The sequence below is a fragment of the Pseudomonas sp. F-14 TE3482 genome (assembly GCF_053629455.1).
In genome coordinates, this window is the sequence record NZ_JBRJII010000001.1 from 1,122,864 (window position 1) to 1,145,988 (window position 23,125).

At 58.5% G+C, this 23,125-nt stretch carries 21 protein-coding genes; 12 read left to right on the plus strand and 9 right to left on the minus strand.

The window, feature by feature from the left end:
* Window positions 1–158: 158 nt before the first annotated feature.
* Entirely contained in the window at window positions 159–2,297 is a 2,139-nt protein-coding gene (gene katE / locus AB7M26_RS04920; RefSeq protein ID WP_429388169.1) for a catalase HPII, read from the plus strand.
* A 94-nt stretch (window positions 2,298–2,391) separates the two neighbouring features.
* Here the strand turns inward: katE and AB7M26_RS04925 are convergent, their stop codons facing one another.
* The 4 genes from AB7M26_RS04925 to zur are packed head-to-tail and all read right to left on the minus strand — an operon-like array spanning window position 2,392 to window position 5,188.
* Complete coding sequence (locus AB7M26_RS04925; protein WP_123500523.1) at window positions 2,392–3,108, minus strand: PA5502 family lipoprotein; 717 nt, start codon at window positions 3,106–3,108, stop codon at window positions 2,392–2,394.
* A gap of 37 nt (window positions 3,109–3,145) precedes the next feature.
* Complete coding sequence (znuB, locus tag AB7M26_RS04930; protein WP_123500522.1) at window positions 3,146–3,934, minus strand: zinc ABC transporter permease subunit ZnuB; 789 nt, start codon at window positions 3,932–3,934, stop codon at window positions 3,146–3,148.
* Window positions 3,927–4,706 carry a zinc ABC transporter ATP-binding protein ZnuC gene (gene znuC, locus AB7M26_RS04935; RefSeq protein ID WP_123500520.1) on the minus strand — a complete coding sequence of 260 codons (780 nt, stop codon included), beginning with the start codon at window positions 4,704–4,706 and terminating at the stop codon, window positions 3,927–3,929. The genes znuB and znuC overlap by 8 nt, the downstream gene beginning before the upstream one ends.
* Window positions 4,706–5,188 carry a zinc uptake transcriptional repressor Zur gene (zur, locus tag AB7M26_RS04940; RefSeq protein WP_008076248.1) on the minus strand — a complete coding sequence of 161 codons (483 nt, stop codon included), beginning with the start codon at window positions 5,186–5,188 and terminating at the stop codon, window positions 4,706–4,708. Before zur ends, znuC begins: the two co-directional genes overlap by 1 nt.
* 66 nt (window positions 5,189–5,254) lie before the next feature.
* Between zur and AB7M26_RS04945 the strand changes: the two genes are divergently transcribed.
* Complete coding sequence (locus AB7M26_RS04945; RefSeq protein WP_192345224.1) at window positions 5,255–6,175, plus strand: zinc ABC transporter substrate-binding protein; 921 nt, start codon at window positions 5,255–5,257, stop codon at window positions 6,173–6,175.
* A 118-nt stretch (window positions 6,176–6,293) separates the two neighbouring features.
* Here the strand turns inward: AB7M26_RS04945 and AB7M26_RS04950 are convergent, their stop codons facing one another.
* Together AB7M26_RS04950 and AB7M26_RS04955 are read right to left on the minus strand one after the other, a co-directional pair.
* Complete coding sequence (locus AB7M26_RS04950) at window positions 6,294–7,244, minus strand: homoserine kinase (protein WP_008076252.1); 951 nt, start codon at window positions 7,242–7,244, stop codon at window positions 6,294–6,296.
* Between the two features lie 59 nt (window positions 7,245–7,303).
* On the minus strand, window positions 7,304–7,591 hold the full coding sequence (locus AB7M26_RS04955; RefSeq protein ID WP_123500518.1) for a DUF2782 domain-containing protein: 288 nt from the start codon (window positions 7,589–7,591) through the stop codon (window positions 7,304–7,306).
* 74 nt (window positions 7,592–7,665) lie between these two features.
* On the opposite strand from AB7M26_RS04955, the gene polA reads away from it, so the two are divergent.
* The gene (gene polA, locus AB7M26_RS04960) at window positions 7,666–10,434 is read left to right on the plus strand and encodes a DNA polymerase I (protein WP_429388179.1); all 2,769 of its coding nucleotides are present in this window, start codon (window positions 7,666–7,668) and stop codon (window positions 10,432–10,434) included.
* A 301-nt stretch (window positions 10,435–10,735) separates the two neighbouring features.
* Here polA and yihA read toward each other — a convergent pair whose 3' ends face one another.
* Window positions 10,736–11,377 (minus strand): ribosome biogenesis GTP-binding protein YihA/YsxC, encoded by a 642-nt coding sequence (yihA, locus tag AB7M26_RS04965; RefSeq protein WP_123500515.1) that lies wholly within the window; start codon window positions 11,375–11,377, stop codon window positions 10,736–10,738.
* Between the two features lie 191 nt (window positions 11,378–11,568).
* Here yihA and AB7M26_RS04970 point away from each other — a divergent pair, with 191 nt between their 5' ends.
* The 7 genes from AB7M26_RS04970 (at window position 11,569) to AB7M26_RS05000 (ending at window position 18,841) form a co-directional block, all read left to right on the plus strand.
* On the plus strand, window positions 11,569–11,859 hold the full coding sequence (locus AB7M26_RS04970) for a c-type cytochrome (RefSeq protein WP_038980343.1): 291 nt from the start codon (window positions 11,569–11,571) through the stop codon (window positions 11,857–11,859).
* A 46-nt stretch (window positions 11,860–11,905) separates the two neighbouring features.
* Window positions 11,906–12,517 (plus strand): c-type cytochrome, encoded by a 612-nt coding sequence (locus AB7M26_RS04975; protein WP_123500513.1) that lies wholly within the window; start codon window positions 11,906–11,908, stop codon window positions 12,515–12,517.
* 198 nt (window positions 12,518–12,715) lie between these two features.
* On the plus strand, window positions 12,716–13,357 hold the full coding sequence (dsbA, locus tag AB7M26_RS04980; protein ID WP_123500511.1) for a thiol:disulfide interchange protein DsbA: 642 nt from the start codon (window positions 12,716–12,718) through the stop codon (window positions 13,355–13,357).
* A gap of 14 nt (window positions 13,358–13,371) precedes the next feature.
* Window positions 13,372–14,232 (plus strand): endonuclease/exonuclease/phosphatase family protein, encoded by an 861-nt coding sequence (locus tag AB7M26_RS04985; RefSeq protein ID WP_192345218.1) that lies wholly within the window; start codon window positions 13,372–13,374, stop codon window positions 14,230–14,232.
* Window positions 14,233–16,266: a GGDEF domain-containing protein gene (locus AB7M26_RS04990; RefSeq protein ID WP_123500507.1), complete on the plus strand. Its 2,034-nt coding sequence runs from the start codon at window positions 14,233–14,235 to the stop codon at window positions 16,264–16,266.
* A gap of 105 nt (window positions 16,267–16,371) precedes the next feature.
* Window positions 16,372–17,151, plus strand: a complete 780-nt coding sequence (locus AB7M26_RS04995) for an N-acetylmuramoyl-L-alanine amidase (protein WP_123500505.1) — start codon at window positions 16,372–16,374, stop codon at window positions 17,149–17,151.
* A 73-nt stretch (window positions 17,152–17,224) separates the two neighbouring features.
* Entirely contained in the window at window positions 17,225–18,841 is a 1,617-nt protein-coding gene (locus AB7M26_RS05000) for an EAL domain-containing protein (protein WP_123500503.1), read from the plus strand.
* Window positions 18,842–18,853: 12 nt separating this feature from the next.
* On the opposite strand, the gene AB7M26_RS05005 is transcribed toward AB7M26_RS05000, so the two are convergent.
* Both AB7M26_RS05005 and algB read right to left on the minus strand, forming a co-directional pair.
* Complete coding sequence (locus AB7M26_RS05005; protein WP_123500500.1) at window positions 18,854–20,644, minus strand: ATP-binding protein; 1,791 nt, start codon at window positions 20,642–20,644, stop codon at window positions 18,854–18,856.
* Between the two features lie 10 nt (window positions 20,645–20,654).
* Window positions 20,655–22,001, minus strand: coding sequence for a sigma-54-dependent response regulator transcription factor AlgB (gene algB / locus AB7M26_RS05010; RefSeq protein WP_008076269.1), 1,347 nt, complete (start codon window positions 21,999–22,001; stop codon window positions 20,655–20,657).
* A gap of 434 nt (window positions 22,002–22,435) precedes the next feature.
* Between algB and AB7M26_RS05015 the strand changes: the two genes are divergently transcribed.
* Window positions 22,436–22,720, plus strand: a complete 285-nt coding sequence (locus tag AB7M26_RS05015) for a hypothetical protein (RefSeq protein ID WP_123500498.1) — start codon at window positions 22,436–22,438, stop codon at window positions 22,718–22,720.
* Between the two features lie 81 nt (window positions 22,721–22,801).
* On the plus strand, window positions 22,802–22,966 hold the full coding sequence (locus AB7M26_RS05020; protein ID WP_003177151.1) for a DUF1328 domain-containing protein: 165 nt from the start codon (window positions 22,802–22,804) through the stop codon (window positions 22,964–22,966).
* The last annotated feature ends 159 nt before the right edge of the window (window positions 22,967–23,125 follow it).

Consider the following 23,125-nt stretch of genomic DNA (forward strand, 5'->3'; position numbering starts at 1 on the left):
CGATTTGGCAATAACGCGATCAAAGGTCAGAAAAAGGGAACGGCGCCAACGCGCCATCGGTCACTGATTAGGCAACTCGAGAATGCCTGGATGCCGTGTATGGGCAATGGCTCATAAGCCTTGGCCCGACGGGAATCGCAACGAGGAGTTTACGTCTGATGAGTACTAAAAAGCCTGCCGCCCCCAAAAGCGCACTGGCCGGGACCGATACCCTGGACCGCGGCAACACCAATGCCAAGCTCGACAGCCTGGAAAAATTTTGCTCCGATGCCACCGAACAGGCCTTGCGCACCAACCAGGGTGTGAAGGTCGCGGACAATCAGAACACGTTGAAGGGCGGTGCCCGCGGGCCGTCGTTGCTGGAAGATTTCATCATGCGTGAAAAGATCACGCACTTTGACCATGAACGCATTCCCGAGCGCATCGTCCATGCCCGTGGTACCGGCGCACATGGTTACTTCCAGGCATATGAAACCCATTCCGTACTGACCAAGGCCGGGTTCCTACAAGACCCACATCAAAAGACTCCGGTTTTTGTGCGCTTTTCCACGGTGCAAGGTCCGCGCGGGTCAGGCGATACGGTGCGAGATGTACGAGGCTTCGCGGTGAAGTTTTTCACCGACGAAGGCAACTTCGATCTGGTGGGCAACAACATGCCAGTGTTCTTCATTCAGGATGCAATCAAGTTTCCTGACTTCGTACACGCGGTAAAACCCGAACCCCACAACGAGATTCCTACCGGCGGTTCGGCCCACGATACGTTCTGGGACTTTGTTTCTCTGGTGCCGGAATCCGCGCACATGGTGATGTGGACCATGTCCGACCGGGCCATCCCCAAAAGCCTGCGCACCATGCAGGGCTTCGGCGTGCACACGTTTCGCATGATCAATGCCGAAGGCAAGGCGCGCTTCGTAAAATTCCACTGGCGCCCCGCTGCCGGCACCTGCTCGCTGGTGTGGGATGAAGCGCAGAAGCTTGCCGGTAAGGACACCGACTTCCACCGTCGCGATCTCTGGGAGTCCATCGAGATGGGGGACTACCCGGAATGGGAATTGGGCGTACAGGTTATCGAGGAGGAAAACGAACATGCCTTCGATTTCGACCTTCTCGATCCAACCAAAATCATTCCTGAGGAAGTCGTGCCGATCACTCCGCTGGGCAAGATGGTGCTCAACCGCAACCCGGACAATTTCTTCGCCGAGACCGAGCAGGTCGCCTTCTGCCCCGGGCATATCGTGCCGGGGATCGACTTCTCCAATGACCCGTTGCTGCAAGGCCGGTTGTTTTCCTATACCGATACTCAGATCAGCAGACTGGGTGGGCCAAATTTTCATGAGATCCCGATCAACCGCCCGGTGGCACCGTTCCACAATGGTCAACGAGATGCGCAGCACCGCACCACCATCGACAAGGGACGCGCTTCCTACGAGCCAAACTCCATCGACAGCGGCTGGCCGAAGGAAACCCCACCGGGAGCGCAGGACGGCGGCTTCGAGACTTATCCGGAGCGCATCGACGCTGCGAAAATCCGTCAGCGCAGCGAATCGTTCGCCGACCACTTCTCTCAGGCGCGGCTGTTCTTTCACAGCATGAGCAAGCATGAGCAGGAACATATCATCGCGGCCTACAGCTTCGAGCTGGGCAAGGTCGAACGTGAATTTATTCGTGCGCGGCAGGTGAATGAGATCCTGGCCAATATCGATCTGGAACTGGCCAAACGCGTGGCACAGAACCTGGGCTTGCCGGTACCGAAGGCCGGAACGGTCGAGGTGCGTAAAACGTCACTCGACCACTCCCCCGCCCTGAGCCAGGCCAACCTGCTGTCAGGGGATATCAAAACCCGAAAAGTGGCCATTCTGGCAGCCAACGGGGTGGATGGCGCGGCGATTGATGCGATGAAGAAGGCTCTGATGGCCGAAGGCGCGCACGCCAAACTGCTCGGTCCGACCTCGGCCCCTGTGACAACCGCCGACGGCAAAGCGCTGCCGGTAGATGCGTCGATGGAAGGTCTGCCTTCTGTAGCGTTCGACGCTGTATTCGTGCCGGGTGGCGCGGCGTCGATCAAGGCGCTGAGTACCGATGGTGTAGCACTGCATTACCTGCTGGAAGCCTATAAGCACTTGAAAGCGATTGCGCTGCATAGCGAGGCAAGGCAGTTGTTGGATGTGTTGAAGCTGGAAGTGGATGCGGGGTTAATCGTGGGTAACGATGCCAAACTGTTCGAGGCGTTTTTCACCGCGATCGGACAGCATCGGATTTGGGAGAGGGAGCCTAAGGCCAAGGCGGTTCCGGCTTAAGGATTTTTATCGAACAGAAGGACGCCTTCGCGGGCAAGCCTCGCTCACAGGTACAGCATAACCCCTGTAGGAGCGAGGCTTGCCCGCGAAGCTTTTAAGGCTTACGCGGACTCAACACCATCTGCGCCGGAATGTTGCGCAGGATCTGTTTCTCCAGCTTCAGATCAAACTCCGAATCCAGTTTTTTCACCCGTTTGGTCAGCAGCGTGGCCAACCATGGGTAATCCTGGGTGCGCGGCGCCTGAATGCTCACGTCGCACTGATAATTCACCACATCGGCGGCGATGGCATCCAGTTGACGACGAAGCTTGCTCATATCGGTGAGATTCAACGCCACCGTAGTACTTTCAGCCGTCGGGTCGATGACTTTGGCCTGAGGTTTGGCTTCGGCAGCCTTGAGAGCTGCTTCGGCTTTATCCAGTTCTGCCTTGCGGGCATGGACAATGGCGCTGTTGACGCCACCGGTCAGCGCCGGGGCCTTGGGCATCAACAGCCGGGCACGGCTCAGCGCCGTGGCTGCTGCATTCACATCACCTTTTTGCAGCACGATCTGGCTACGCAGCAAATAAGCTTCGGCCAATTGCCGCTGGTATTGCTCGAGGGACTGATCGTTGGGCGACTCGGCCTGCAAAGCCGCCAATTGTCCTTCGGCGGTGGCCAGTTCGCTGCTGGCCAGGCTTTGTTCCAGCTGTGCGATCGCCGTGGCCCGCGCATCGGGGGCCTCAGTGGCCGCCGGTGGCGTGCTTTGGCATGCGCCCAGCAGCAGCGAAAATGCGACAAGGAGCAGATAACGGGAGGCGAACGGCTTCATTCCTGCGACTCTCTATTTGCGCAAAAAACGAGCAAGTCTACACCCCTCGACGGGGCAGGACAAAACTCAGCAGAAACAGCGCGGCGGCCGTCACCACAATCGACGGGCCGGCCGGAGTGTCCTTGAACCAGGACAACGCCAGCCCGCCACACACCGCGAGCATGCCCAGCAGGCTCGCGCCCAATGCCATCTGCTCCGGCGAGCGGGCGTGACGCTGTGCCGCAGCCGCCGGAATAATCAGTAACGAAGTAATCAGCAACACGCCGACGATTTTCATCGCCACCGCAATCACCACAGCGATCAGCAACATCAGCGCCAGGCGCAACGCCGCCACTGGCAAACCTTCCACTTTGGCCAGTTCTTCATGCACCGTAATCGCCAGCAAAGGTCGCCACAGCGTGACAAGCAAGGCGAGCACCGCCGCGCTACCGCCGAGGATCCACGCCAGATCGGTCGGACTGATCGCCAACAAGTCGCCGAACAGATAGGCCATCAGGTCGATCCGCACTTCATGCATGAAGCTTAGTACCACCAAGCCAAGAGAGAGCGTGCTGGGTGCGAGAATTCCCAAAAGCGTGTCAGACGCCAGGGGCTGCCGTTGTTGCAACGTCACCAGCAATACCGCCAGCAACAAGCAGCCTACCGTGACGGCAACGGTCGGGCTGACATCCAGCAGAAAACCCAGTGCCACGCCGAGCAATGCGGCATGGGACAGGGTGTCGCCGAAATAGGCCATGCGTCGCCAGACCACGAACGAACCCAACGGCCCCGCGACCAGCGCCAGGGCCAGACCTGCAAGCAGGGCAAAGAGCAGAAAATCAGCCATGCTTGCAGCTATCTCCATGAACGTGAGTGGACGGGCCCGCGCTGACCACCGAGCCATGCAGGTCGTGGGCGTGATCGTGATGGTGGTGATAAATCGCCAGGCTTTGTGCGTTTTTTCCGAACAGCTCGACGAATGCCGGATCGCCGCTGACCTGCTCGGGATGCCCGGAACAGCAGACGTGGCGGTTCAGGCACACCACCTGGTCGGTGGTGCTCATCACCAGATGCAAATCGTGAGAAACCATCAAAACGCCGCAACCATGACGATCACGCAAGCGTGTGATCAGGCTGTAGAGCTCGGCTTGACCGGCCACGTCGACGCCTTGTACCGGCTCATCAAGCACCAGCAATTCTGGCTCGCGCAGCAATGCCCGCGCCAGCAGCACCCGCTGCATTTCGCCACCGGAAACACTTTGCACCGGGCTGTCGATGACCTGTTCGGCACCGACTTCCTTGAGGGCGGCCAACGCCCGAGCGCGGTCCACGCCTGGCACCAGACGCAAGAAGCGCAGCACCGAAAGCGGCAGGGTTGGGTCGACATGGAGTTTTTGCGGCATGTAACCGACGCGCAACTTCGGCTTGCGCCAGACGCTGCCGCTGTCCGGTTTCAACAGGCCGAGCACCGCGCGCACCAGCGTGGTTTTGCCGGCACCATTGGGGCCGATCAAGGTCACGATCTGCCCCGGCTCGACACTCAGCTCGATGTTGTCCAGCACGTTTTGCCCGGCAAAGGTGACAGCCACCTGCTCGAGACGAATCAGCGCGTTGCTCATCAAGCCCCCTGGCAACCCGAGCAGAGACCGATGACTTCAACGGTCTGGGCTTCGACGATAAATCCGACATCTTTGGCGCTATCGATGATCGCGTCGCTGATGGATTTCTGTTCGAGTTCGATGGCGGCGTGGCATTCGCGGCAAATCAGAAACTGCCCCTGGTGGGCGTGTTCCGGGTGATTGCAGCCGACGAAGGCGTTCAACGAGGAGATGCGATGTACCAAGCCGTTTTCCAGCAGGAAATCCAGCGCGCGGTACACGGTAGGAGGCGCGGCGCGGCGGCCGTCCTGCTCGCTGAGCACCGCCAGAATGTCATAGGCACCCAACGGTTTGTGGCTTTGCCACACCAGTTCCAGCACTCGCCGGCGCAAAGCGGTCAGACGCAGCCCCTGACGTGCGCACAAGACATCGGCCTCAGACAATGCGCTATGTACGCAATGAGAGTGGTCGTGGGGACGGCTGGCAATCGGTGTTTTAGGCATGAGCGGCGACGAGTTTTGTGAGAGACGTTATTATGTTACCCGTTCTCGCCTCTTTGAGTGGTCATCGTGTCCCGACTTTTTTCTATCTTTGTCGCATTTGTCGCCAGTTTTCTGCTGATCGGCTCAGCTCAAGCCGAGGTTAAAGTCCTCACCAGCGTCAAGCCTCTGCAGCTGATAGCCGCGGCGGTGCAGGACGGCGTAGCGGTTCCGGAAGTTTTGCTGCCGCCCGGTGCCTCGCCCCATAACTATGCCTTGCGTCCATCCGATGTACGGAAAGTGCAATCGGTGGATCTTCTGTACTGGATCGGCCCGGACATGGAAGGTTTCCTGCCCCGTGTGCTGAAAGGTCGTACGTTGCCCAGCGTCGCGGTGCAAGACTTGCCTGGCCTGAAACTGCGACACTTCGCCGAAGATAACCACTCCCACGCCGAAGAAGCCGACGAGCATGACCACGATCACCGCCCTGGCAATCTGGATGCGCATTTGTGGTTGTCACCGATCAACGCCCGCGTGATCGCTACCAAAATGGCCGCCGATCTGAGTGCCGCCGATCCAGCCAACGCAGCGCGCTACCAGAGCAACCTCAAGGTGTTCGATGAGCGTCTGGATGCTTTGGACCTGCGCCTGAAGGCTCGTCTGGCGGGTATCGCGGGCAAGCCTTACTTCGTGTTTCACGAAGCCTTCGACTACTTCGAAGACGCTTACGGCCTCAAGCACACTGGCGTATTCAGTGTCGCAGCCGAAGTACAACCCGGCGCCCAGCATGTGGCGGCGATGCGCACTCGGTTGCAGGAGGTCGGCAAGACTTGCGTGTTTAGCGAACCACCGCTGCGCCCGCGCCTGGCAGAAACCCTGGTGGCCGGGCTGCCGGTGAAACTGGCGGAACTGGATGCGCTCGGCGGGTACACGCCAGCGACCGCTCAAGGGTATGAGCAGTTGCTGGAAAAGCTGGGGAATGATTTGGCTGGGTGTCTGGAGTCGCTGTAGTTCCGAAAATTGTGTCGCCCCCAATCGCGGGCAAGCCACGCTCCCACAGGGTTTGTGTCGTTCGCCAATATTATGAACGACACAAACCCTGTGGGAGCGTGGCTTGCCCGCGATGCTTTTAGAGGGCGAAAGGCAGCGGTGTGTGGACCTTCTGCCGCTGCATCAGCCGCAGCTGAAACTCCATCGGATCGTGAATCAACACGTCCTGCCCGGCGAAAGACTCCGCGGCGATCAACCGCGACAACCAGAACCGAACGCACGCCACGCGCAGCATGGTCGGCCATAGCTCGGCCTCGGCAGCGGTAAACGGTCGCAGCGCGGCATAAGCGCCCAGCAATGCCCGCGCCCGAGCGCCATCAAGCTGCCCTTGCTCGTCCGAGCACCAATCGTTCAAGGCAATCGCCACGTCATAGAGCATCGGCCCGGAACAGGCGTTGTAGAAGTCGATCAACCCGGTCAGGTGCGTGCCTTCGAACATCGCGTTATCGCGGAACAGGTCGGCGTGGATGTTGGCCCGCGGCAGCGCCAGAATTTTCGTCTTCTGCTGTGTGATTTCATCCAGCGCCCGTTGCAGCAAATCGCTTTGCTCGGCATTCAGGTGCGAAAGCAACTGCGTGCCCTCTTCCAGCATCCAGTCCAGGCCGCGATCGGTTTTGCGTTTGATCATGTTGGCTTGGGTCGCCAAGTGCAGATGAGCCAGCAGCTCGCCGACCTGAGCGCAATGCTGCGCGTTGGCGTCCTTGATGTGCTTGCCCGCCAGACGGGGCTGCAACAGCGCAGGTTTACCGGCCAGTTCGCGCAACGCGACGCCGTCGGTGGTGCGCAGGGCATAAGGCACCGGCAGGTTGGCGTCGTGCAGCACGTCGAGCAGTTCGATGAAAAACGGCATCTCCTGCACCGGACCGCGCTCGACCAGAGTCAGGACAAACTCGCCCTGCTCCAGGCTGATAAAGAAATTGGTGTTTTCGCTACCGGCGGCGATCCCCTGGAAATCAAGCAGGCGGCCAAGCCCGTAAGGGGCGAGAAAGGTTTCCAGCTCGGGCCGAGCCAGGGGGGTGAACACAGACATGGTTAAAACTGCCAGTACGGGCGCCGCGACTGCCGGCGCCGATTTAAGTTAGGAGCGGTTTACCACTCGAATATTTTCCACGACGGAATCAGCATATCCGGCTGGTCCGAGCGGATGAAGTTACCGTCGGAGCCATCAGCGCGCACCAGGAAATACGGTTTGCCGACTTTCGGGGTCACCTTGATGGCATACAAAAAACCATTTTGCCGATACTCCTGAATGGTTTTATCGCCTTCCGTGCGGATTGTTACATCCGGGTCTGCCGAGGGCGCTTCGTCCGCCGCCATGACAGCCAATGGAGTGATTGCAAACAAGCCAGCCAGCAACAAGCGATTTAGTGTGCGCATGATAACCTTGTCCCTTTGTCGTCAACGGTCCCGCTATTCTAGCGCCGGACCCGCCGAAAAGGTTGATCCTGCTCATGAGCCAAGCCCCCCTCGTCCTGGTGGACGGTTCTTCTTATCTGTACCGCGCCTTTCACGCGCTGCCACCGCTGACCACGTCCAAAGGCCTGCCGACCGGAGCGGTCAAGGGCGTCTTGAACATGCTCAAGAGTCTGCGCAAGCAGTACCCGGACAGCCCGTTCGCCGTGGTGTTCGACGCCAAGGGCGGGACGTTCCGCGACGCAATGTTCGCCGAATACAAGGCCAATCGCCCAAGCATGCCCGACGACATGCGGGTTCAGATCGAACCGTTGCACGCCAGCGTCAAGGCCTTGGGCTTTCCATTGCTGTGCGTGGACAACGTCGAAGCCGACGACGTGATCGGCACCCTGGCCCGCAGCAGCGCGGCCGCCGACCGCCCGGTGGTGATCTCCACCGGCGACAAGGACATGGCGCAACTGGTCGACGGGCACATTACCTTGGTCAATACGATGACCGGTAGCACGTTGGACATTGAGGGCGTGAAGGAGAAATTCGGCGTCGCTCCCGAGCAGATCATCGATTATCTGGCACTGATGGGCGATTCGTCCGACAACATTCCGGGCGTTCCGGGTATTGGCCCGAAAACCGCGTCCGGCCTGCTGGTCGGTGTGAACGGCGGCCTGGCCGAGCTCTATGCGCAGCTCGACATCGTCCCGACCCTGCCGATTCGTGGCGCCAAGACCCTGCCGGCCAAGCTTGAAGAACATAAGGAAATGGCCTTTCTTTCTTATCGCTTGGCAACCATCAAGATCGATGTACCGCTGGACTTCGGCCTCGATGACTTGCATATGGGGCCACCGGATCACGATAAACTCGCCGAACTGTATTCCCTGCTGGAGTTCAAGAGCTGGTTCGAAGAGAACCAGCGCGATGCCAAGCGCGCAGGTCAGGACATTGTCGAGGTCGCCCAGGAACAACCGGGCGCCGCCGAGGCGAAGTACGAAACCATTCTCGACCAAAAGCACTTCGAGGCTTGGCTGGACAAGCTCGACAAGGCGCCGTTGATTGCCTTCGTCACCGAAACCAACGGCAGCGATGCCCAACATGCACAACTGGTGGGTCTGTCGTTTTCCGTCGCGGCCAACGAAGCGGCCTACATTCCGCTGACCCATTCCTACATGGGCGTGCCGGAGCAACTGGATCGCGACACTGTGCTGCTGGCGCTGAAGCCACTGCTGGAAAACCCGAATAAACTGAAAGTCGGCCAACACGCCAAGTTCGAAACCAATATTCTCGCCAACTGCGCCATCGGTGGCGATCAGAGCAACGGGATTATTGTTCAGGGCATTGCCTACGACACCATGCTCGAGTCTTACGTCCTGGACTCGACGGCCACCCGCCACGACATGGACAGCCTGGCGCTCAAATACCTGGGCCAAAGCAAGACCGACATTCAAGGGATCGCGGGCAAAGGCGTCAAACAGCTGACTTTCGACCAGATCTCTCTTGAGCTGGCAGGCCCCTATGCCGCCGAAGACGCTGACGTCACCTTCCGTCTACACCAGGCTTTGCAGGAAAAACTGGCAGCAACGCCAAGCCTGGGCAAAGTGCTCAACGAGATTGAAATGCCGCTGATGCCGGTTCTGGCCCGAATCGAGCGTCAGGGCGCGCTCGTGGATGCCAACCTGCTGGGCATCCAGAGCGTCGAACTGGGCGAGAAACTGGTCGCCCTTGAGCGCGAGGCCTTTGCCATTGCCGGTGAAGAATTCAACCTCGGTTCGCCGAAGCAGCTGGGCGTGATCCTCTACGAAAAGCTCGGTTTGCCTGTAATCAGCAAAACCGCCAAAGGCCAGGCCTCGACTGCCGAAGCGGTGCTGGCCGAGCTGGCCGAACAGGACTACCCGCTGCCCAAGGTGCTGATGCAGTACCGCTCGCTGAGCAAGCTCAAAAGCACCTACACCGACCGTTTGCCAGAGCAGATCAACGCTCGCACCGGGCGCATTCATACGTCTTACCAGCAAGCCGTCGCCGCCACCGGACGTTTGTCATCGATCGACCCGAACCTGCAGAACATTCCGATTCGCACTGCCGAAGGTCGTCGGATTCGTCAGGCGTTCGTCGCGCCGAAAGGCTACAAGCTGCTAGCCGCGGACTACTCGCAAATCGAACTGCGGATCATGGCGCATCTGGCCAAGGACGAAGGTTTGCTGCACGCCTTCCGCAACAACCTCGATGTACACCGGGCAACGGCCGCAGAGGTGTTTGGCGTCGAACTGGACGCGGTCACCAACGATCAGCGTCGTAGTGCGAAAGCCATCAACTTCGGTTTGATCTACGGCATGAGCGCGTTTGGCCTGGCCAAGCAGATCGGCGTGGACCGCAAACAGTCCCAGGCCTACATCGACCGCTACTTCGCCCGTTATCCCGGCGTACTGGAATACATGGAGCGCACGCGCGCCCAGGCCGCCGAGCAAGGTTTCGTCGAAACCATCTTCGGCCGTCGTCTCTACCTGCCGGAAATCAACGCAAAAAACCAGGCTCTGCGCAAAGCGGCCGAGCGCACGGCAATCAATGCCCCAATGCAAGGCACCGCGGCGGACATCATCAAAAAAGCCATGGTAACGGTGGATAACTGGCTGACATCGTCAGGCCTGGACGCCAAAGTCATCCTGCAGGTACACGATGAATTGGTGCTTGAGGTGCGTGAGGACCTGATCGATCAGGTGCGTGAGGAGATTCGCGTGCATATGAGTAGCGCCGCACAACTGGATGTACCGCTTCTGGTCGAGGTAGGCGTAGGCAACAACTGGGATGAAGCGCACTGATCGGCCTGAACGACGCCTGTGCTGCGGCCATATGCCGCAGCACAAAATAACGAAGGGCTATAGTGCGGAAAATGACATCGATTATTTCCAATGGTTTTTGAAAATAGTCTGAACTAAATCCGTGAACCGCCACTCAGAGATACTGAATGGCTGGTGAAGCCCTTCGATGCTCCTATGTTGTGTTAAGTGTTGGCAGATATCTGGACCCCGCCCTAGCGGTCCGGAACTTGAACCCCGGAACTTCTCCCTCCCCATATGAAGTCCGGGGTTTTTTTTGCCTGGCTTTTCACCTGTAAAAGCCTTACTCGGCAGCCTCGCTGCCCTTGTCTGCCAACTCCATCCAGCCCGCCAGTACAGTGTAGGCGTCTTCCAGCCCCATTCGTTTCGGTGCCGAAAACAGCTGGATAGTGATCGTATCGCCCCAGCCCTTGCGGATTTGCGCCTGAACCTTGAGCAGCGCGTTTTTCGCCGCGCCATAGGTCAGCTTGTCTGCCTTGGTCAGCAAAATATGCATCGGCATGCCGCTGGCAACGGCCCAATCGAGCATCAGCAGGTCGAAATCGGTCATTGGATGACGGATGTCCATCATCAGAATCAAACCTTTCAAACTCTCGCGACCGCCCAGATAGGCTTCCAGGTGACGCTGCCAGTGCAGCTTCAACGGGATCGGCACTTTCGCGTAACCGTAACCCGGCAGGTCGACCAGACGGCGTTCATCGTCTAGCTTGAAGAAGTTCAACAGCTGCGTGCGACCCGGAGTTTTCGAGGTCCGCGCCAGGCTGGCATGTGTCAGGGTGTTCAATGCGCTGGACTTGCCGGCGTTGGAACGCCCGGCGAAGGCCACTTCAAAGCCTTCGTCGTCGGGGCATTGATCGACTTTGGCGGCGCTGAGCATGAAGGTGGACTGTTGGCACAGACCGAGGATGGGGTTCTTGAGTTGCATGGGATTTCCGATGTGGGCGGCGCCGGGAATGGACGCGGCAAGCTGTGTCGTTTCCGTTTCAGTGACGCCAGTATATAATGCCGCAGATTTTGTGTGCGCTTTGTCCCAGCGTAGGATGAAGTTCACGAGAGCGATTAACCTTGATTGCGAATTAGAACGCAGCACGCTCTCAACCCTGAAAAGGTCGTTTTATGACGAAATGGCTGCTAGCTGCCGGTGTCTTGATGCCGCTTTACAGCGCTCAGGCTACACAGGATCCGGAAGCTGTGTACAACCGTGTTTGTGGTGCCTGTCATTCCGGCCAACTACCCATGGCGCCCCGCAAGGGCGATCAGGAAGCTTGGACGCCGAGGTTGGCGAAAGGTATGGAGACGCTGGTGCAACACGTGACCCAGGGTTTCAAGGCGATGCCGCCGCGTGGTTTGTGCATGGACTGCAGTGCCGAGGATTACCGAGCCATCATCCACTGGATGAGCGAGTAAACCCGGCCCATAACTCTTTAACCCTTAGCCGTAGTTGGATTAGCTGATGAACAAACTGATCGTGAGTCTGCTGTTGACCGTGGGGATCTCCGGCATTGCCCATGCTGCAGGTGATGCAGCCGCCGGCCAGGCGAAAGCCGCCGTATGCGGTGCCTGCCATGGCCCGGATGGCAATAGCATGGCGCCTAACTTTCCGAAACTGGCAGGCCAGGGCGAGCGTTATCTGAACAAACAGCTGCACGACATCAAGTCCGGCAAGCGCACGGTGCTGGAAATGACCGGCCTGCTGACCAACCTGAGCGATCAGGACCTGGCCGATATCTCCGCCTACTTCGCCAGCCAGAAAGGCAGCGTCGGTGCCGCCGATCCGAAAGTCGTGGCGCGCGGTGAAGCGTTGTTCCGTGGTGGCGACCTGGCCAAGGGTCTGCCAGCCTGCACCGGCTGCCACTCTCCGGACGGCAAGGGCAACGCAGCTGCGGGCTTCCCGCATCTGGGCGGCCAGCATGCTCAGTACGTCGGCAAGCAACTGACCGACTTCAGGAAAGAAGAAGGTGGCCGGACCAACGACGGCGACACCAAACCGATGCAGAGCATCGCTAAAAAGCTGAGCGACGAAGATATCGCCGCAGTCTCCAGCTATATTCAAGGCTTGCACTGAGACTGATCGAACAAGCGTTGCTGGAGATGTACATCTCTTGCAACGTTAACACTCGATTAATCCGTCGATGCAAACATAAAAAGGGTGGCTTTGGCTGCCCTTTTTTGTGGCTGCTGCCGTTACACTACAAACTCAAGCCCGCCAGGATCTGTCTGAAAACAGGTCGCGCGAGGCGACCCAATTGTCCAGGAGTAAAGCATGCGTAATCTGATCATCAGCGCCGCGCTCGTCGCTGCCAGCCTGTTCGGCATGACTGCCCAAGCCGCCGAAAAACCTGCAGCGCCCTATGTCGAGCTGAGCAATCCGGTCCCGGTGGCCGTGCCCGGCAAGATCGAAGTCGTGGAGCTGTTCTGGTACGGTTGCCCGCATTGCTATGCCTTCGAACCCGTCATTAACCCATGGGTTGAAAAACTGCCTTCCGACGTGAACTTCGTGCGCATTCCGGCCATGTTTGGCGGCCCTTGGGACGCACACGGCCAGATGTTCCTGACCCTTGAAGCCATGGGCGTCGAAAGCAAGGTTCACGCGGCAGTTTTCGAAGCGATTCAGAAAGAACACAAGAAACTGACCGACAAAGACGACATGGCAGACTTCCTGGCGACCCAAGGTGTAGACAAGGACAAGTTCCTGGCCACCTTCGACTCCTTCGCCATCAAGGGCCAGATCAACAAAGCCAAAGAGCTTGCAAAGAAATATGAAATCTCCGGCGTGCCTACCATGGTCGTCAACGGCAAGTATCGCTTTGACATCGGCTCTGCTGGTGGTGCCGAACAAGCGCTGAAACTGGCCGACCAACTGGTTGCCAAAGAGCGAGCGGCAACCAAGGCCGTCGCCAACTAAGCGCGGCACCTGCCATGCGCCGCTGGGGAACTGAACGCATCGTTGGCCTGCATCATCCGCAGGTCAACGAGCATCACCTGGAATCGACGGGGTTGCCCGTGGACAGCCGTCTGCGTTTACTCAGTTTCAATATCCAGGTTGGTATCAGTACCGAGCGCTATCGGCACTATCTGACCCGCGGCTGGCAGCATCTGTTGCCGCACACCGGGCGTGCCGACAATCTGCAAAAAATCGGTAATCTGCTGGGCGATTTCGATCTGGTCGCCTTGCAGGAAGCCGATGGCGGCAGTCTGCGATCAGGTTACGTCAATCAGGTCGAACACCTGGCGCAGCTCGGCGCCTTCCCCTACTGGTATCAACAACTCAATCGCAACCTCGGCCATCTCGGTCAGCACAGCAATGGTGTACTCAGCCGACTGCGCCCGTGGGCGATTGAAGATCATCCGCTGCCGGGACCCAAGGGTCGCGGGGCCATTCTGGTGCGCTTCGGCGAAGGTCCGGAGGCACTCGTGGTGGTGATGATGCACCTGGCGCTGGGCGCTCGCGCCCGTAGCCTGCAACTGGCCTACATCCGCGAGCTAATTGGCGGTTATAAACACCAGGTGCTGATGGGCGACATGAATACCCATGCCAGTGACTTGCTGCAAAACTCCCCGTTGCGTGATCTAGGCCTGCTCGCGCCGCAACTTGAAGCGACCTTCCCCAGCTGGCGCCCGCAGCGTTGTCTGGACCATATTCTGCTCAGCCCCACTCTGACCCTTGAAAAGGTCGAAGTGCTGGCACAGCCCATTTCCGATCACCTGCCGGTCGCGGTAGAGATTCGTCTGCCAGGTTCGCTCACGGCCGATGCATTGCCCGCGTTGAGTCCTGCCTGAATGAGCGACGAAGCACAGCGCTGGAAAGAGAAATACCTCAAAAGCATCGAACAACAAGAAAAACTGGAACGTCGATGGGACGCCCGGCTTGATCTGTTGCGTCGTGGGCTGGTGCGCAGCACCCTGGCCGCGGAAGGAACCGATCGCGCCGTTGATCAATGCATGAAGGAAATGCGTGAAGTCGTACGCACCGATGACATGGACGCCGGCCTGGCAGCCTTGCTGCCACGCCTGGAAAGAGCCGTGCTCGACTCCGAGCAGCGCCGGGAAACCCGGGTCAATCAAGTCAGTGCCGCCCTGACAGCGCTGGTCTCTCAGTTGCAAGCGTTGCCGCTGCCCCGGGAAGTGAGCCGGCCACTGAAGCATTTCGCCAAGCAACTGGATGGACGCGTAAGCCAGGCTCGCGAAATCCCGTTGCTGCTTAGCGAGCTGAGCGGCTTGCAAGGCAAAGCCTTGAACCTGCTGGAGAACCCTGCCGAACCTGATCGCCCGGGTTTTCTGCAGCGGTTGTTCAGCAGGGAAACGGAAGAGACCGCGCCACAGCTCGCCGTCCCCGAATCGCATATGCCTGCCCCGCAACCTGTCGAACCGATTGCAGCCTCGCCGGCCGAGCCCCCACAAGCGACGGCCAATCTCGCGCCAGCCGCCGATAAACCGCAAGGGGTATCGCCAACCGTCGAAGCCGCGATGCCCGCCACTGCCCCCCCCGAGCCAGCGCAAATTGAGGCGCCCATAGCAATGGCGCCTGCGGCTGAAGTCGTGGCGTTTGAGCCACCCGTCCTTGAGCCAGAAGCTACGAGCAGCCAAGTGACGGAGCTACAAACCCGCCCCGATATCGAGCAATCACAAGAGCCGGTTCCGGCGATCGCCCTACCGGTCACTCAGGTTCTGTCGGCAATCAATCCCGATGAGCTCACTCCGGTGGCCATCGATCCAGAGCCGTCCGGGCACGATATTCTGTATGGCCTGCCGGACTCGCCGGAGCCCTCCTATAGCTCTGTCGCCAAGCACATCGAGGACACCCTGCTGGGCCTTCTCGATGACCTGGCGCTGCCTGAGCGCCATCGTCCGCAAGCCGAGGCGATGCGCGATCGTCTTCAAAATGGCTTGAACTGGTACGAACTGCTGCCCATTCTCGATGACCTGGCCACATTGATGCTGGCAATCACCGACAGCGGCCAGCACGAATTCGAAGCCTATTTGCAGCAACTCAACGAACGCCTCGAGTCATTCCAGAGCAACCTGCAAGCCGCGAGCGAAGGCCACGCCGACAACCGCTCAGCCGCACGGGATATGGACACGCAGATTCGCGAGCAAGTCGACGGCTTGCAAAGCAGCATGCAGGAAGCGGCGGACCTTGATGATCTCAAGCATGTGCTGGAAAACCATCTCGAAGGCCTGCTCGGCACCATGGACCAACACCAGAAGCAGCGCGATGAGCGTGAGCAGGAAGTAGCGGCCCGTCTGCAATGCCTGGCCGAAAGGGTTGCCCACATGGAGCAGGAAGCCCTGGGCTACCGTGAGCATCTCGAAGAACAGCGTCAGAAGGCGCTGATCGATCCACTGACAGGTTTACCCAATCGAGCAGCCTGGAGCGAACGCCTGGAGCACGAAATTGGTCAATGGCAACAACATGGCACTACCCTGTTGCTGGCAATGCTCGACCTCGACCATTTCAAACGCATCAACGACAACTATGGCCATCTGGCGGGCGACAAGGTGCTGAAAATCATCGCCAGCGTTCTACGCAAGCGTCTGCGTGGGTCTGATTTCATTGCCCGATTTGGCGGTGAGGAGTTTGTGCTATTGATGCCTGCCACACTACCTATGGTCGGCGCAAAACTACTGGAAACCTTGCGCGCATCGATCGAAGCCTGCCCGTTCCACTTCAAGGGCGAGCGAGTCACCATCACCATTTCCATGGGATTGACCGCCTTCAGACCGGGCGAACACAGCGATTTGGTACTTAAAAGAGCCGATCAGGCGCTATATCGGGCGAAAAATAATGGCCGGAATCGAGTAGAAGCGGGCTGATAGCTAATTGTTCCATTTTGTTTAAAACAGCATTTTTTGCCATCTGCGCGCAAGGCAATACCGTTACACTGTTGCATTATTGTCTTGCGTGTACTGCCTCCCACCATGAAATGTCTTGCTCTTATTGTCTCGCTGCTTCTATTGGCCGGTTGTGCCAGCGGCCCCCGAATCGATACCAGCCACCGTTCAGCCAATTACGACAATCGTATTCAGTTCGTGGTGATGCATTACACCTCCGCATCCCTGGAAACCTCACTGCAATTACTGACCCATGGCGAGGTCAGCAGCCACTACCTGATTAGCGACGACAAGCGCGCCACTATTTATAAGCTGATAGATGAAAATTTCCGGGCCTGGCACGCAGGCGAAAGCGAATGGCAAGGCCGGACCTGGCTGAACTCCAGTTCCATTGGTATCGAGATCGTCAATCAGGGCTTTGAGGACACCCCGAACGGGCGTCTTTGGTATCCCTACAGCGAAGCCCAGATTCAGTCGATGATCTTCCTGCTCAAAGACATCAGTAAGCGCCAAGGCATCAGCCCCCGTCATATCATTGGCCATAGCGACATCGCACCGATGCGCAAACTCGACCCCGGCCCACTGTTTCCCTGGAAGCGCCTGGCTGCCGAAGGCCTGGGAATATGGCCGAACGAGCAGGCCGTGGCGCGGCAGCAAGCGCAGTTCGCGGTGCAATTACCCAGCATCAGTTGGTTTCAGGCGCAGCTTGCCCGCTTGGGCTATGCCACGCCGCAAACCGGCGAACTGGATGTAGCGACACGCAATGTGCTGGCGGCCTTCCAGCTGCATTTTCGCCCTTCCCGTTTCGACGGCACACCGGACGCCCAGACCGCGGCGATTCTTCAGGTGTTGAATCAGACAAAATAATGACGCCCGCCCGACGGTCAGCGCTTTTTCCAAATCAGCAGCTATAACTCATTGGTAATTCTTCGGATATTCCATGATGCCTGCTGCTCGGGAGAGACTGCATAGCTGGTTCTATCGCCCTTGGTTTTTGGCGATGCTGGCTACTGCCTTGAGCGCAACGCTTCTAACGGTCGGCAGTTTGTTCGTGGCGATGAATCAGGTCGAGCACAACGAAAGCCAGGAAATGAATGCCCAGGGAGAACGCTTTCTGGTCCGGCTGGAGCAGCTGTTCGGGCAATTGCGCGAAAGCCTCGATGACCTGGAAGCCCAACCGCTGCGAGGTTGCGATGACGAAATGATCGCCACCCTGCAGCAGGTCAGCTTCAATTACCGCTTCGTTTATGAAGCCGTTTATATGGACACATCGCGAACCTGCTCCAACCGCCCTCGCCAGGAAGGGGTATCGCTGATCCGACCGCCGGACATCAAGGGTCCCACCTACAGCTATTGGCTGAACACCACCACCGAACCCGATGAGAACCGCGCCGCACTGATGCTTGGGCGTGGCAATTTCCGGGTTGCGACGTCGCGCGGGCATTTGACCGACATGGTCGATCTGTCTCCGGGGAGCAGCCTGTTGGTGGTGCTCGACCATGGCACCCGGGCGATTCCGGTGCTCGGTGTCGCTCAGGCCTGGCCCCCCGCGGAGCCCTGGCCCCCGAAAAGCCCCGATGCGCTGCAAGTCACCCCTACCCGCCTGATTTACCGAATGCCCACTAACACCCCCGAATACCAACTGGTACTGATCACCCCACGTACCGGAATGCATGTACCGCCGGTATGGTGGTGGCTACTGCCGGCCAGCCTGGCGCTGAGTGCCTGTGTAGGCATTCTGGTGTTTTTGCTGGTACGCCAGCGTCAGTCGCTGGATGCCGAACTGCAAGGCGCCATGCGGCGAGGCGAGCTACAGGTGTTATATCAACCGATCTTCGACCTCGACAGCCGCAACTGCGTCGGCGCTGAAGCCCTGCTGCGCTGGCGCAGGCCGGACGGCACGCTGACCAGTCCCGACCTGTTCATTCCGATGGCGGAGAATACCGGCCAGATTCGCCAGATGACCGACTTCGTATTACAGCGCCTGCTGGAACAGCTCGGGCAACTGTTGCGGTCCAATCCGCAGCTGTACATCTCGGTCAACCTGGCGGCCTGCGATGTCATGGTGCCGCGTATCGGTCAGGTGATGGCGCGTCTGCTGAGCATGCACCGGGTGGCGGCCAGGCAAATTGCCTTTGAAGTGACCGAGCGCGGATTGGTGGACGTGGTGGTGGCCAGAGAAAACCTGCAAGCCCTGCGGGATGTCGGGCATCAAGTGCTGATCGACGATTTTGGCACCGGCTATTGCAGCCTCGCCTACCTGCAGACCCTACCGGTGGACTGCCTGAAAATCGACAAGGCGTTTATCGACGCGCTGGGGCATGACGCCGCCAGCAGCGGCGTGGCACCGCACATCATTCGCATGGCTCAGGCCCTGCAACTCAAGGTGATTGCCGAAGGCATTGAACATGAAGCCCAAGCGGTGTTTCTGAGCAGCGAAGGGGTGAAATTCGGTCAGGGTTGGCTGTTCGCCCACGCCCTGAGCGCCGTGCAGTTCATCGAACTGATTACCCGTGGCCGCCGACTGACTACGCGACGCCAGGATGACGAAGCCTGAGAGGGCACCGGCTTATATCGCCAGCGCCATGTAGAACTGCGTCCCCTGCCCCGGCCGCGAATAGACACCCATCCGTCCGCCGTGCAACTGCACGATTTCCTTGCACAGCGCCAGACCCAGCCCGGCACCGCCCTTTTTGCGACCGACCTGAACGAAGGGCTCGAAGATCCGTCCCTGCTGGCCGTAGGCAATGCCTTCGCCGTTGTCCTCGACGCTGATAATCATCCGTTCACCATGGCGCCGGGCCTGCAAACGTATCAGTCCGTCGTGGGAGGTATGGCGCAAGGCGTTGTCGATCAGGTTGTCGAGCACCCGTTCCAGCTGCGCCTGATCGGCTTGCAACCGTGGCAACGGCCCCTGCACTTCCACCAGCAGCTCGATACCCTTCTCCTGCGCCAAGCGGGCAAAACGTGTCTGGGCCTGATCCAGCAAGTCTTCGATGGAGCAGGGTGCCAGGGTGAGTTTTTGCAGGCCGTTTTGATAGCGAGAGAAATTCAGCAAGTCATTGATCAACTGCATCAGGCGCTGCATTTCTTCGTTGACGGTGTCCAGCAGGTCAGCTTCGCGGGAGTCTTCGGCAAAATGCGTCCGCTCGCGGAACAGGCCGAATGCCATGTGCATCCCGGTAACCGGTGTGCGCAACTCATGGGAGGCGCGCAAGACGAACTCGCTGCGCACTCTTTCAAAGGCCCGCTGTTCGGTAACGTCATGCAACACCATCACGGCGCCGAGAATATGACCCTGGGTATGGCTGACCGGCGTCAGGCTATATGTCAGCAATCGCGACTCTCCATCGACTTCGATGCTCAGGTCGTCTGGCGCTCGTTCCAGGGTGCCACCGCGCAATACCAGTTGCAGTTGTTCATCCAGTTCGGGACGCTCAAGCGCCGTACCCAGCCCTTGGCCGAGACGATCGGTGTCCCAGCCTAACTGACGCTGAGCCACCGGATTGAGGTGCTCAAGATGACCTTGACGATCAATGATCAGCAAACCGTCGTCGATGCTGTCGAGCACTGCTTGCAAGCGTTGCTGGCCGGCGAGCAGTTCGTCGATATTGGTAGCCTGGTGCTCACGCAAGGCCTCGGCCATGATGCCGAAACGCCGGGTCAGTTGGTTCATTTCCACCGCGGAGGAAATCGGCAGGGTCACTTCGAAATTACCCTGGCCGATGTTGTCAGCCGCTGCGGCCAAGGCCTCGATCGGAGCCCCGAACCGCCGGGCGATCGCATGGGCGGTAATGAAGCCGATGAACAACACCGCCACCCCGACCAACCCAAGCAGGCCGGCAATCAACAGTGCCCGCTCCCGGGCCTTGCGTTCGATCTCAGTGATGTTTCCCAGTGCGCGCTTCTGTTCAGAGATCAAACCGTTACGCAACGCGTTGAATTTTTCCGCAAGATCCCCGTCACCACCGACTACCTGGATAGGAGCACTGGAAAAATCAAAGGACTGCAGTAGGTTCTGATAATCAGCCTTGGCCTTTTTGAAACCATACTGGGCACCTTCGCTGGACGGTTCGCGAGCAATGCCTTCGTCAAACAATTCAAGGGAATGCTGTTTGGACGCCTCAAACGCCGCAGGATCCGGTTGCTCGTCGAGCATGATGATCAGTTGATCACCCAAGGTCTGACGCAGCTTCAATCCCAGATCCAGCGTGACGAAGTTGTCACGGATCAGGGCTTCCTGAGTCCCTGCCATCTGCATCACGCCGACCAGCCCGAGCAAGAGCCCAAGCAGCGCCACCGTAATCAGTGCGGAAATACTCAGAAACAGCCGGGTGCGCAACGTCATCGCCAGTTTCATCGGTTACGACTCACAAGTTGTACTGCTTGCGTTTGCGGTACAGGGTCGAGGCATCGATACCCAAGGTTTTGGCCGCCTGATCCAGCGTGTCGGCCGTGGCGAGAACCGCGCCAATGTGAGCTTTTTCCAGTTCATCCAGGCTCAGCGCAGCACCAATGCGTGGCGTGTGGTTGGTCGGGGTTTCGGCCATGCCCAAGTGGCTGAGCTCTACCCGCTCCTGCGGACAAATAATGCTCGCGCGCTCCACCACGTTGCGCAGCTCGCGAATGTTGCCCGGCCAGCGGTAGCTGAGCAGCGCTTCGCGCGCCTCGTCGCTGAAACGCCGGGCTGGACGCGAGTATTCCTTGACGAAGCGCGCCAGGAAGCGGTCCGCCAGATTCAAAATATCTTCCCTGCGCTCGCGAAGCGGCGGCAGGTGCAAGGTGATGACGTTGAGACGATAGAGCAAGTCCTCACGAAAACGACCATCGCGAACCATGTCTTCCAGGTTGAGGTTAGTGGCGGCGAGGATTCGCACGTCGGCGCGACGGGTTACCGGGTCGCCCACGCGTTCGTATTCCTTGTCCTGAATGAAACGCAGCAATTTTGGCTGTAAGGTCAGGGGAAAATCGCCGATCTCGTCGAGAAACAACGTTCCGCCGTCGGCCTGATTGACACGACCCAACGTGCTTTCGCTGGCACCGGTGAACGCCCCCCGGCTGTGGCCGAAAAGTTCGCTGTCCATTAGTTCGGCAGTCAGGGACGGGCAATTGATGGTGACGCAGGACTTCTTCTGGCGTTTGCTCCAGCCGTGAATTGCCCGTGACAGTTCACCTTTACCGGTGCCGGACTCGCCGAGAATCAGGATGTTGGCGTCAGTACTGGCAACCTGGCGTGCGGTTTCGAGCACCACTTTCATCGCCGGACTGTGGGAGTCCAGGCCCTCCTTGGGTTTTCGCACTTCACCTTCGAGGGCTTCCAGACGCGCCGAGAGCTGCCGAACTTCCAGTTGTTTGGCAGTAGCCAGGCGCAACTGGTCGGGGCTGCAAGGTTTGACCAGATAGTCGGCGGCACCGGCCTGAATCGCATCCACGGCAGTGTCCACGGCCGAGTGAGCAGTGACGATCACCACCCGCATCCAGGGCGCCTGGATGCGCATCTGGGCCAGCACATCGAGCCCATTGTCTTCACCCAGGCGCAAATCGAGGAAGCACAGATCAAAAACCTGGCGCTGCAACAAGGCTTCAGCCTGAGCCGCGCTGGTCGCCGTAGCCACGCTATAGCCTTCGTCTTCGAGGCAATAGCGAAAGGTTCGAAGGATGGCGGACTCGTCGTCTACCAGCAGAATGCGGCCTTGATGCTCAGTGGCTGATTCCATGTTCCTACGCTCCTTTATTGTTGAAGTGGGTTATGCCCGGAAAAATCGGGCAAGTTGCATGATTGATTGTGGCCGATTTCAGCCATATCAGCGGTGCTATCTACTTCATAACAAGATAACCCGCTGATTTATTTAAATTTTTATTAATGCACCACTCTTCGGCAATTGCCTGCGTCCCTTTCTGACATCCGCGCCCTTCCTTCAATTCCAAAAATATTGAAAGTTTTGGCGAATCCATCGTGCATTACGCACGGCCTTGAATGGGCCATCGTGCAGGATGCGTCCGAACCTATTTTCACAAACCATGTAACTCATTGATTCTGATCAGATTAAACCTGACAAAAAGGTGGCATGCAGGCTGCAGGTATCTGAGTAATCAGGGCATTTAATCAATCAGTGCCCGCCAACCTACCCCTAGAGGGAGGAACTTCAGGATGAATCGCCAAGGTGCCGCTCAATTGCGTATCTCGCCATTGCATATCCAGCAAGGTTTGTTTGCCCTGCTGGCATTGTTGATCACCTTGATTGGCGGCCAGCAGTTCTTGCGCTGGGAACAGAGCCAGCAGCCAGAGACGCCGCACCTGTCGATTCCACACGCACCCCAAACCCATTTCAGCGCGGTCAGCAGCAACCTGGCTGACAGCGACTCGATGCGAATGATGGATGTCGACCAGGCCCAGCCTGTGGACGAGACGTCTCAGGAGCGTTGGGTGTTTTAAGTAAACGAACTTGGCGCGCTCAACGCGCCGGGATAAGCACCACAAGCAACACCTTTAAATAGAAGCGTAAGGAGAATCACCATGTTGAGCTGGGCAATCACATTCCTGATCATTGCCATCATCGCTGCAGTATTGGGCTTCGGTGGTATCGCGGGCACCGCCACGGGTATCGCCAAGATTCTCTTTGTCGTATTCCTGGTGATGTTCATTGCTTCCTTCTTCTTTGGCCGCCGCGGTCGAGGCTGAACATGAGCATTTCATTAAAGACAATGGCAGCCGCCCTGCTTCTGGGCGGCAGTGCCAATTAAAGAAGATCCAGACGGGTATTGAGTTTCGAAACACGAAAGAGGCCACAGCGCCTTTTTCCACTGCGCTACCCGAGGACGGTAGACGCATGACCAAGGG

Coding starts and splice junctions, on each gene's coding strand:
- katE (WP_429388169.1), top strand. CDS start 159: ATGAGTACTAAAAAGCCTGCCGCCCCCAAAAGCGCACTGGCCGGGACC.
- AB7M26_RS04925 (WP_123500523.1), bottom strand. CDS start 3,108: ATGAAGCCGTTCGCCTCCCGTTATCTGCTCCTTGTCGCATTTTCGCTG.
- znuB (WP_123500522.1), bottom strand. CDS start 3,934: ATGGCTGATTTTCTGCTCTTTGCCCTGCTTGCAGGTCTGGCCCTGGCG.
- znuC (WP_123500520.1), bottom strand. CDS start 4,706: ATGAGCAACGCGCTGATTCGTCTCGAGCAGGTGGCTGTCACCTTTGCC.
- zur (WP_008076248.1), bottom strand. CDS start 5,188: ATGCCTAAAACACCGATTGCCAGCCGTCCCCACGACCACTCTCATTGC.
- AB7M26_RS04950 (WP_008076252.1), bottom strand. CDS start 7,244: ATGTCTGTGTTCACCCCCCTGGCTCGGCCCGAGCTGGAAACCTTTCTC.
- AB7M26_RS04955 (WP_123500518.1), bottom strand. CDS start 7,591: ATGCGCACACTAAATCGCTTGTTGCTGGCTGGCTTGTTTGCAATCACT.
- polA (WP_429388179.1), top strand. CDS start 7,666: ATGAGCCAAGCCCCCCTCGTCCTGGTGGACGGTTCTTCTTATCTGTAC.
- yihA (WP_123500515.1), bottom strand. CDS start 11,377: ATGCAACTCAAGAACCCCATCCTCGGTCTGTGCCAACAGTCCACCTTC.
- AB7M26_RS04970 (WP_038980343.1), top strand. CDS start 11,569: ATGACGAAATGGCTGCTAGCTGCCGGTGTCTTGATGCCGCTTTACAGC.
- AB7M26_RS04975 (WP_123500513.1), top strand. CDS start 11,906: ATGAACAAACTGATCGTGAGTCTGCTGTTGACCGTGGGGATCTCCGGC.
- dsbA (WP_123500511.1), top strand. CDS start 12,716: ATGCGTAATCTGATCATCAGCGCCGCGCTCGTCGCTGCCAGCCTGTTC.
- AB7M26_RS04985 (WP_192345218.1), top strand. CDS start 13,372: ATGCGCCGCTGGGGAACTGAACGCATCGTTGGCCTGCATCATCCGCAG.
- AB7M26_RS04990 (WP_123500507.1), top strand. CDS start 14,233: ATGAGCGACGAAGCACAGCGCTGGAAAGAGAAATACCTCAAAAGCATC.
- AB7M26_RS04995 (WP_123500505.1), top strand. CDS start 16,372: ATGAAATGTCTTGCTCTTATTGTCTCGCTGCTTCTATTGGCCGGTTGT.
- AB7M26_RS05000 (WP_123500503.1), top strand. CDS start 17,225: ATGATGCCTGCTGCTCGGGAGAGACTGCATAGCTGGTTCTATCGCCCT.
- AB7M26_RS05005 (WP_123500500.1), bottom strand. CDS start 20,644: ATGAAACTGGCGATGACGTTGCGCACCCGGCTGTTTCTGAGTATTTCC.
- algB (WP_008076269.1), bottom strand. CDS start 22,001: ATGGAATCAGCCACTGAGCATCAAGGCCGCATTCTGCTGGTAGACGAC.
- AB7M26_RS05015 (WP_123500498.1), top strand. CDS start 22,436: ATGAATCGCCAAGGTGCCGCTCAATTGCGTATCTCGCCATTGCATATC.
- AB7M26_RS05020 (WP_003177151.1), top strand. CDS start 22,802: ATGTTGAGCTGGGCAATCACATTCCTGATCATTGCCATCATCGCTGCA.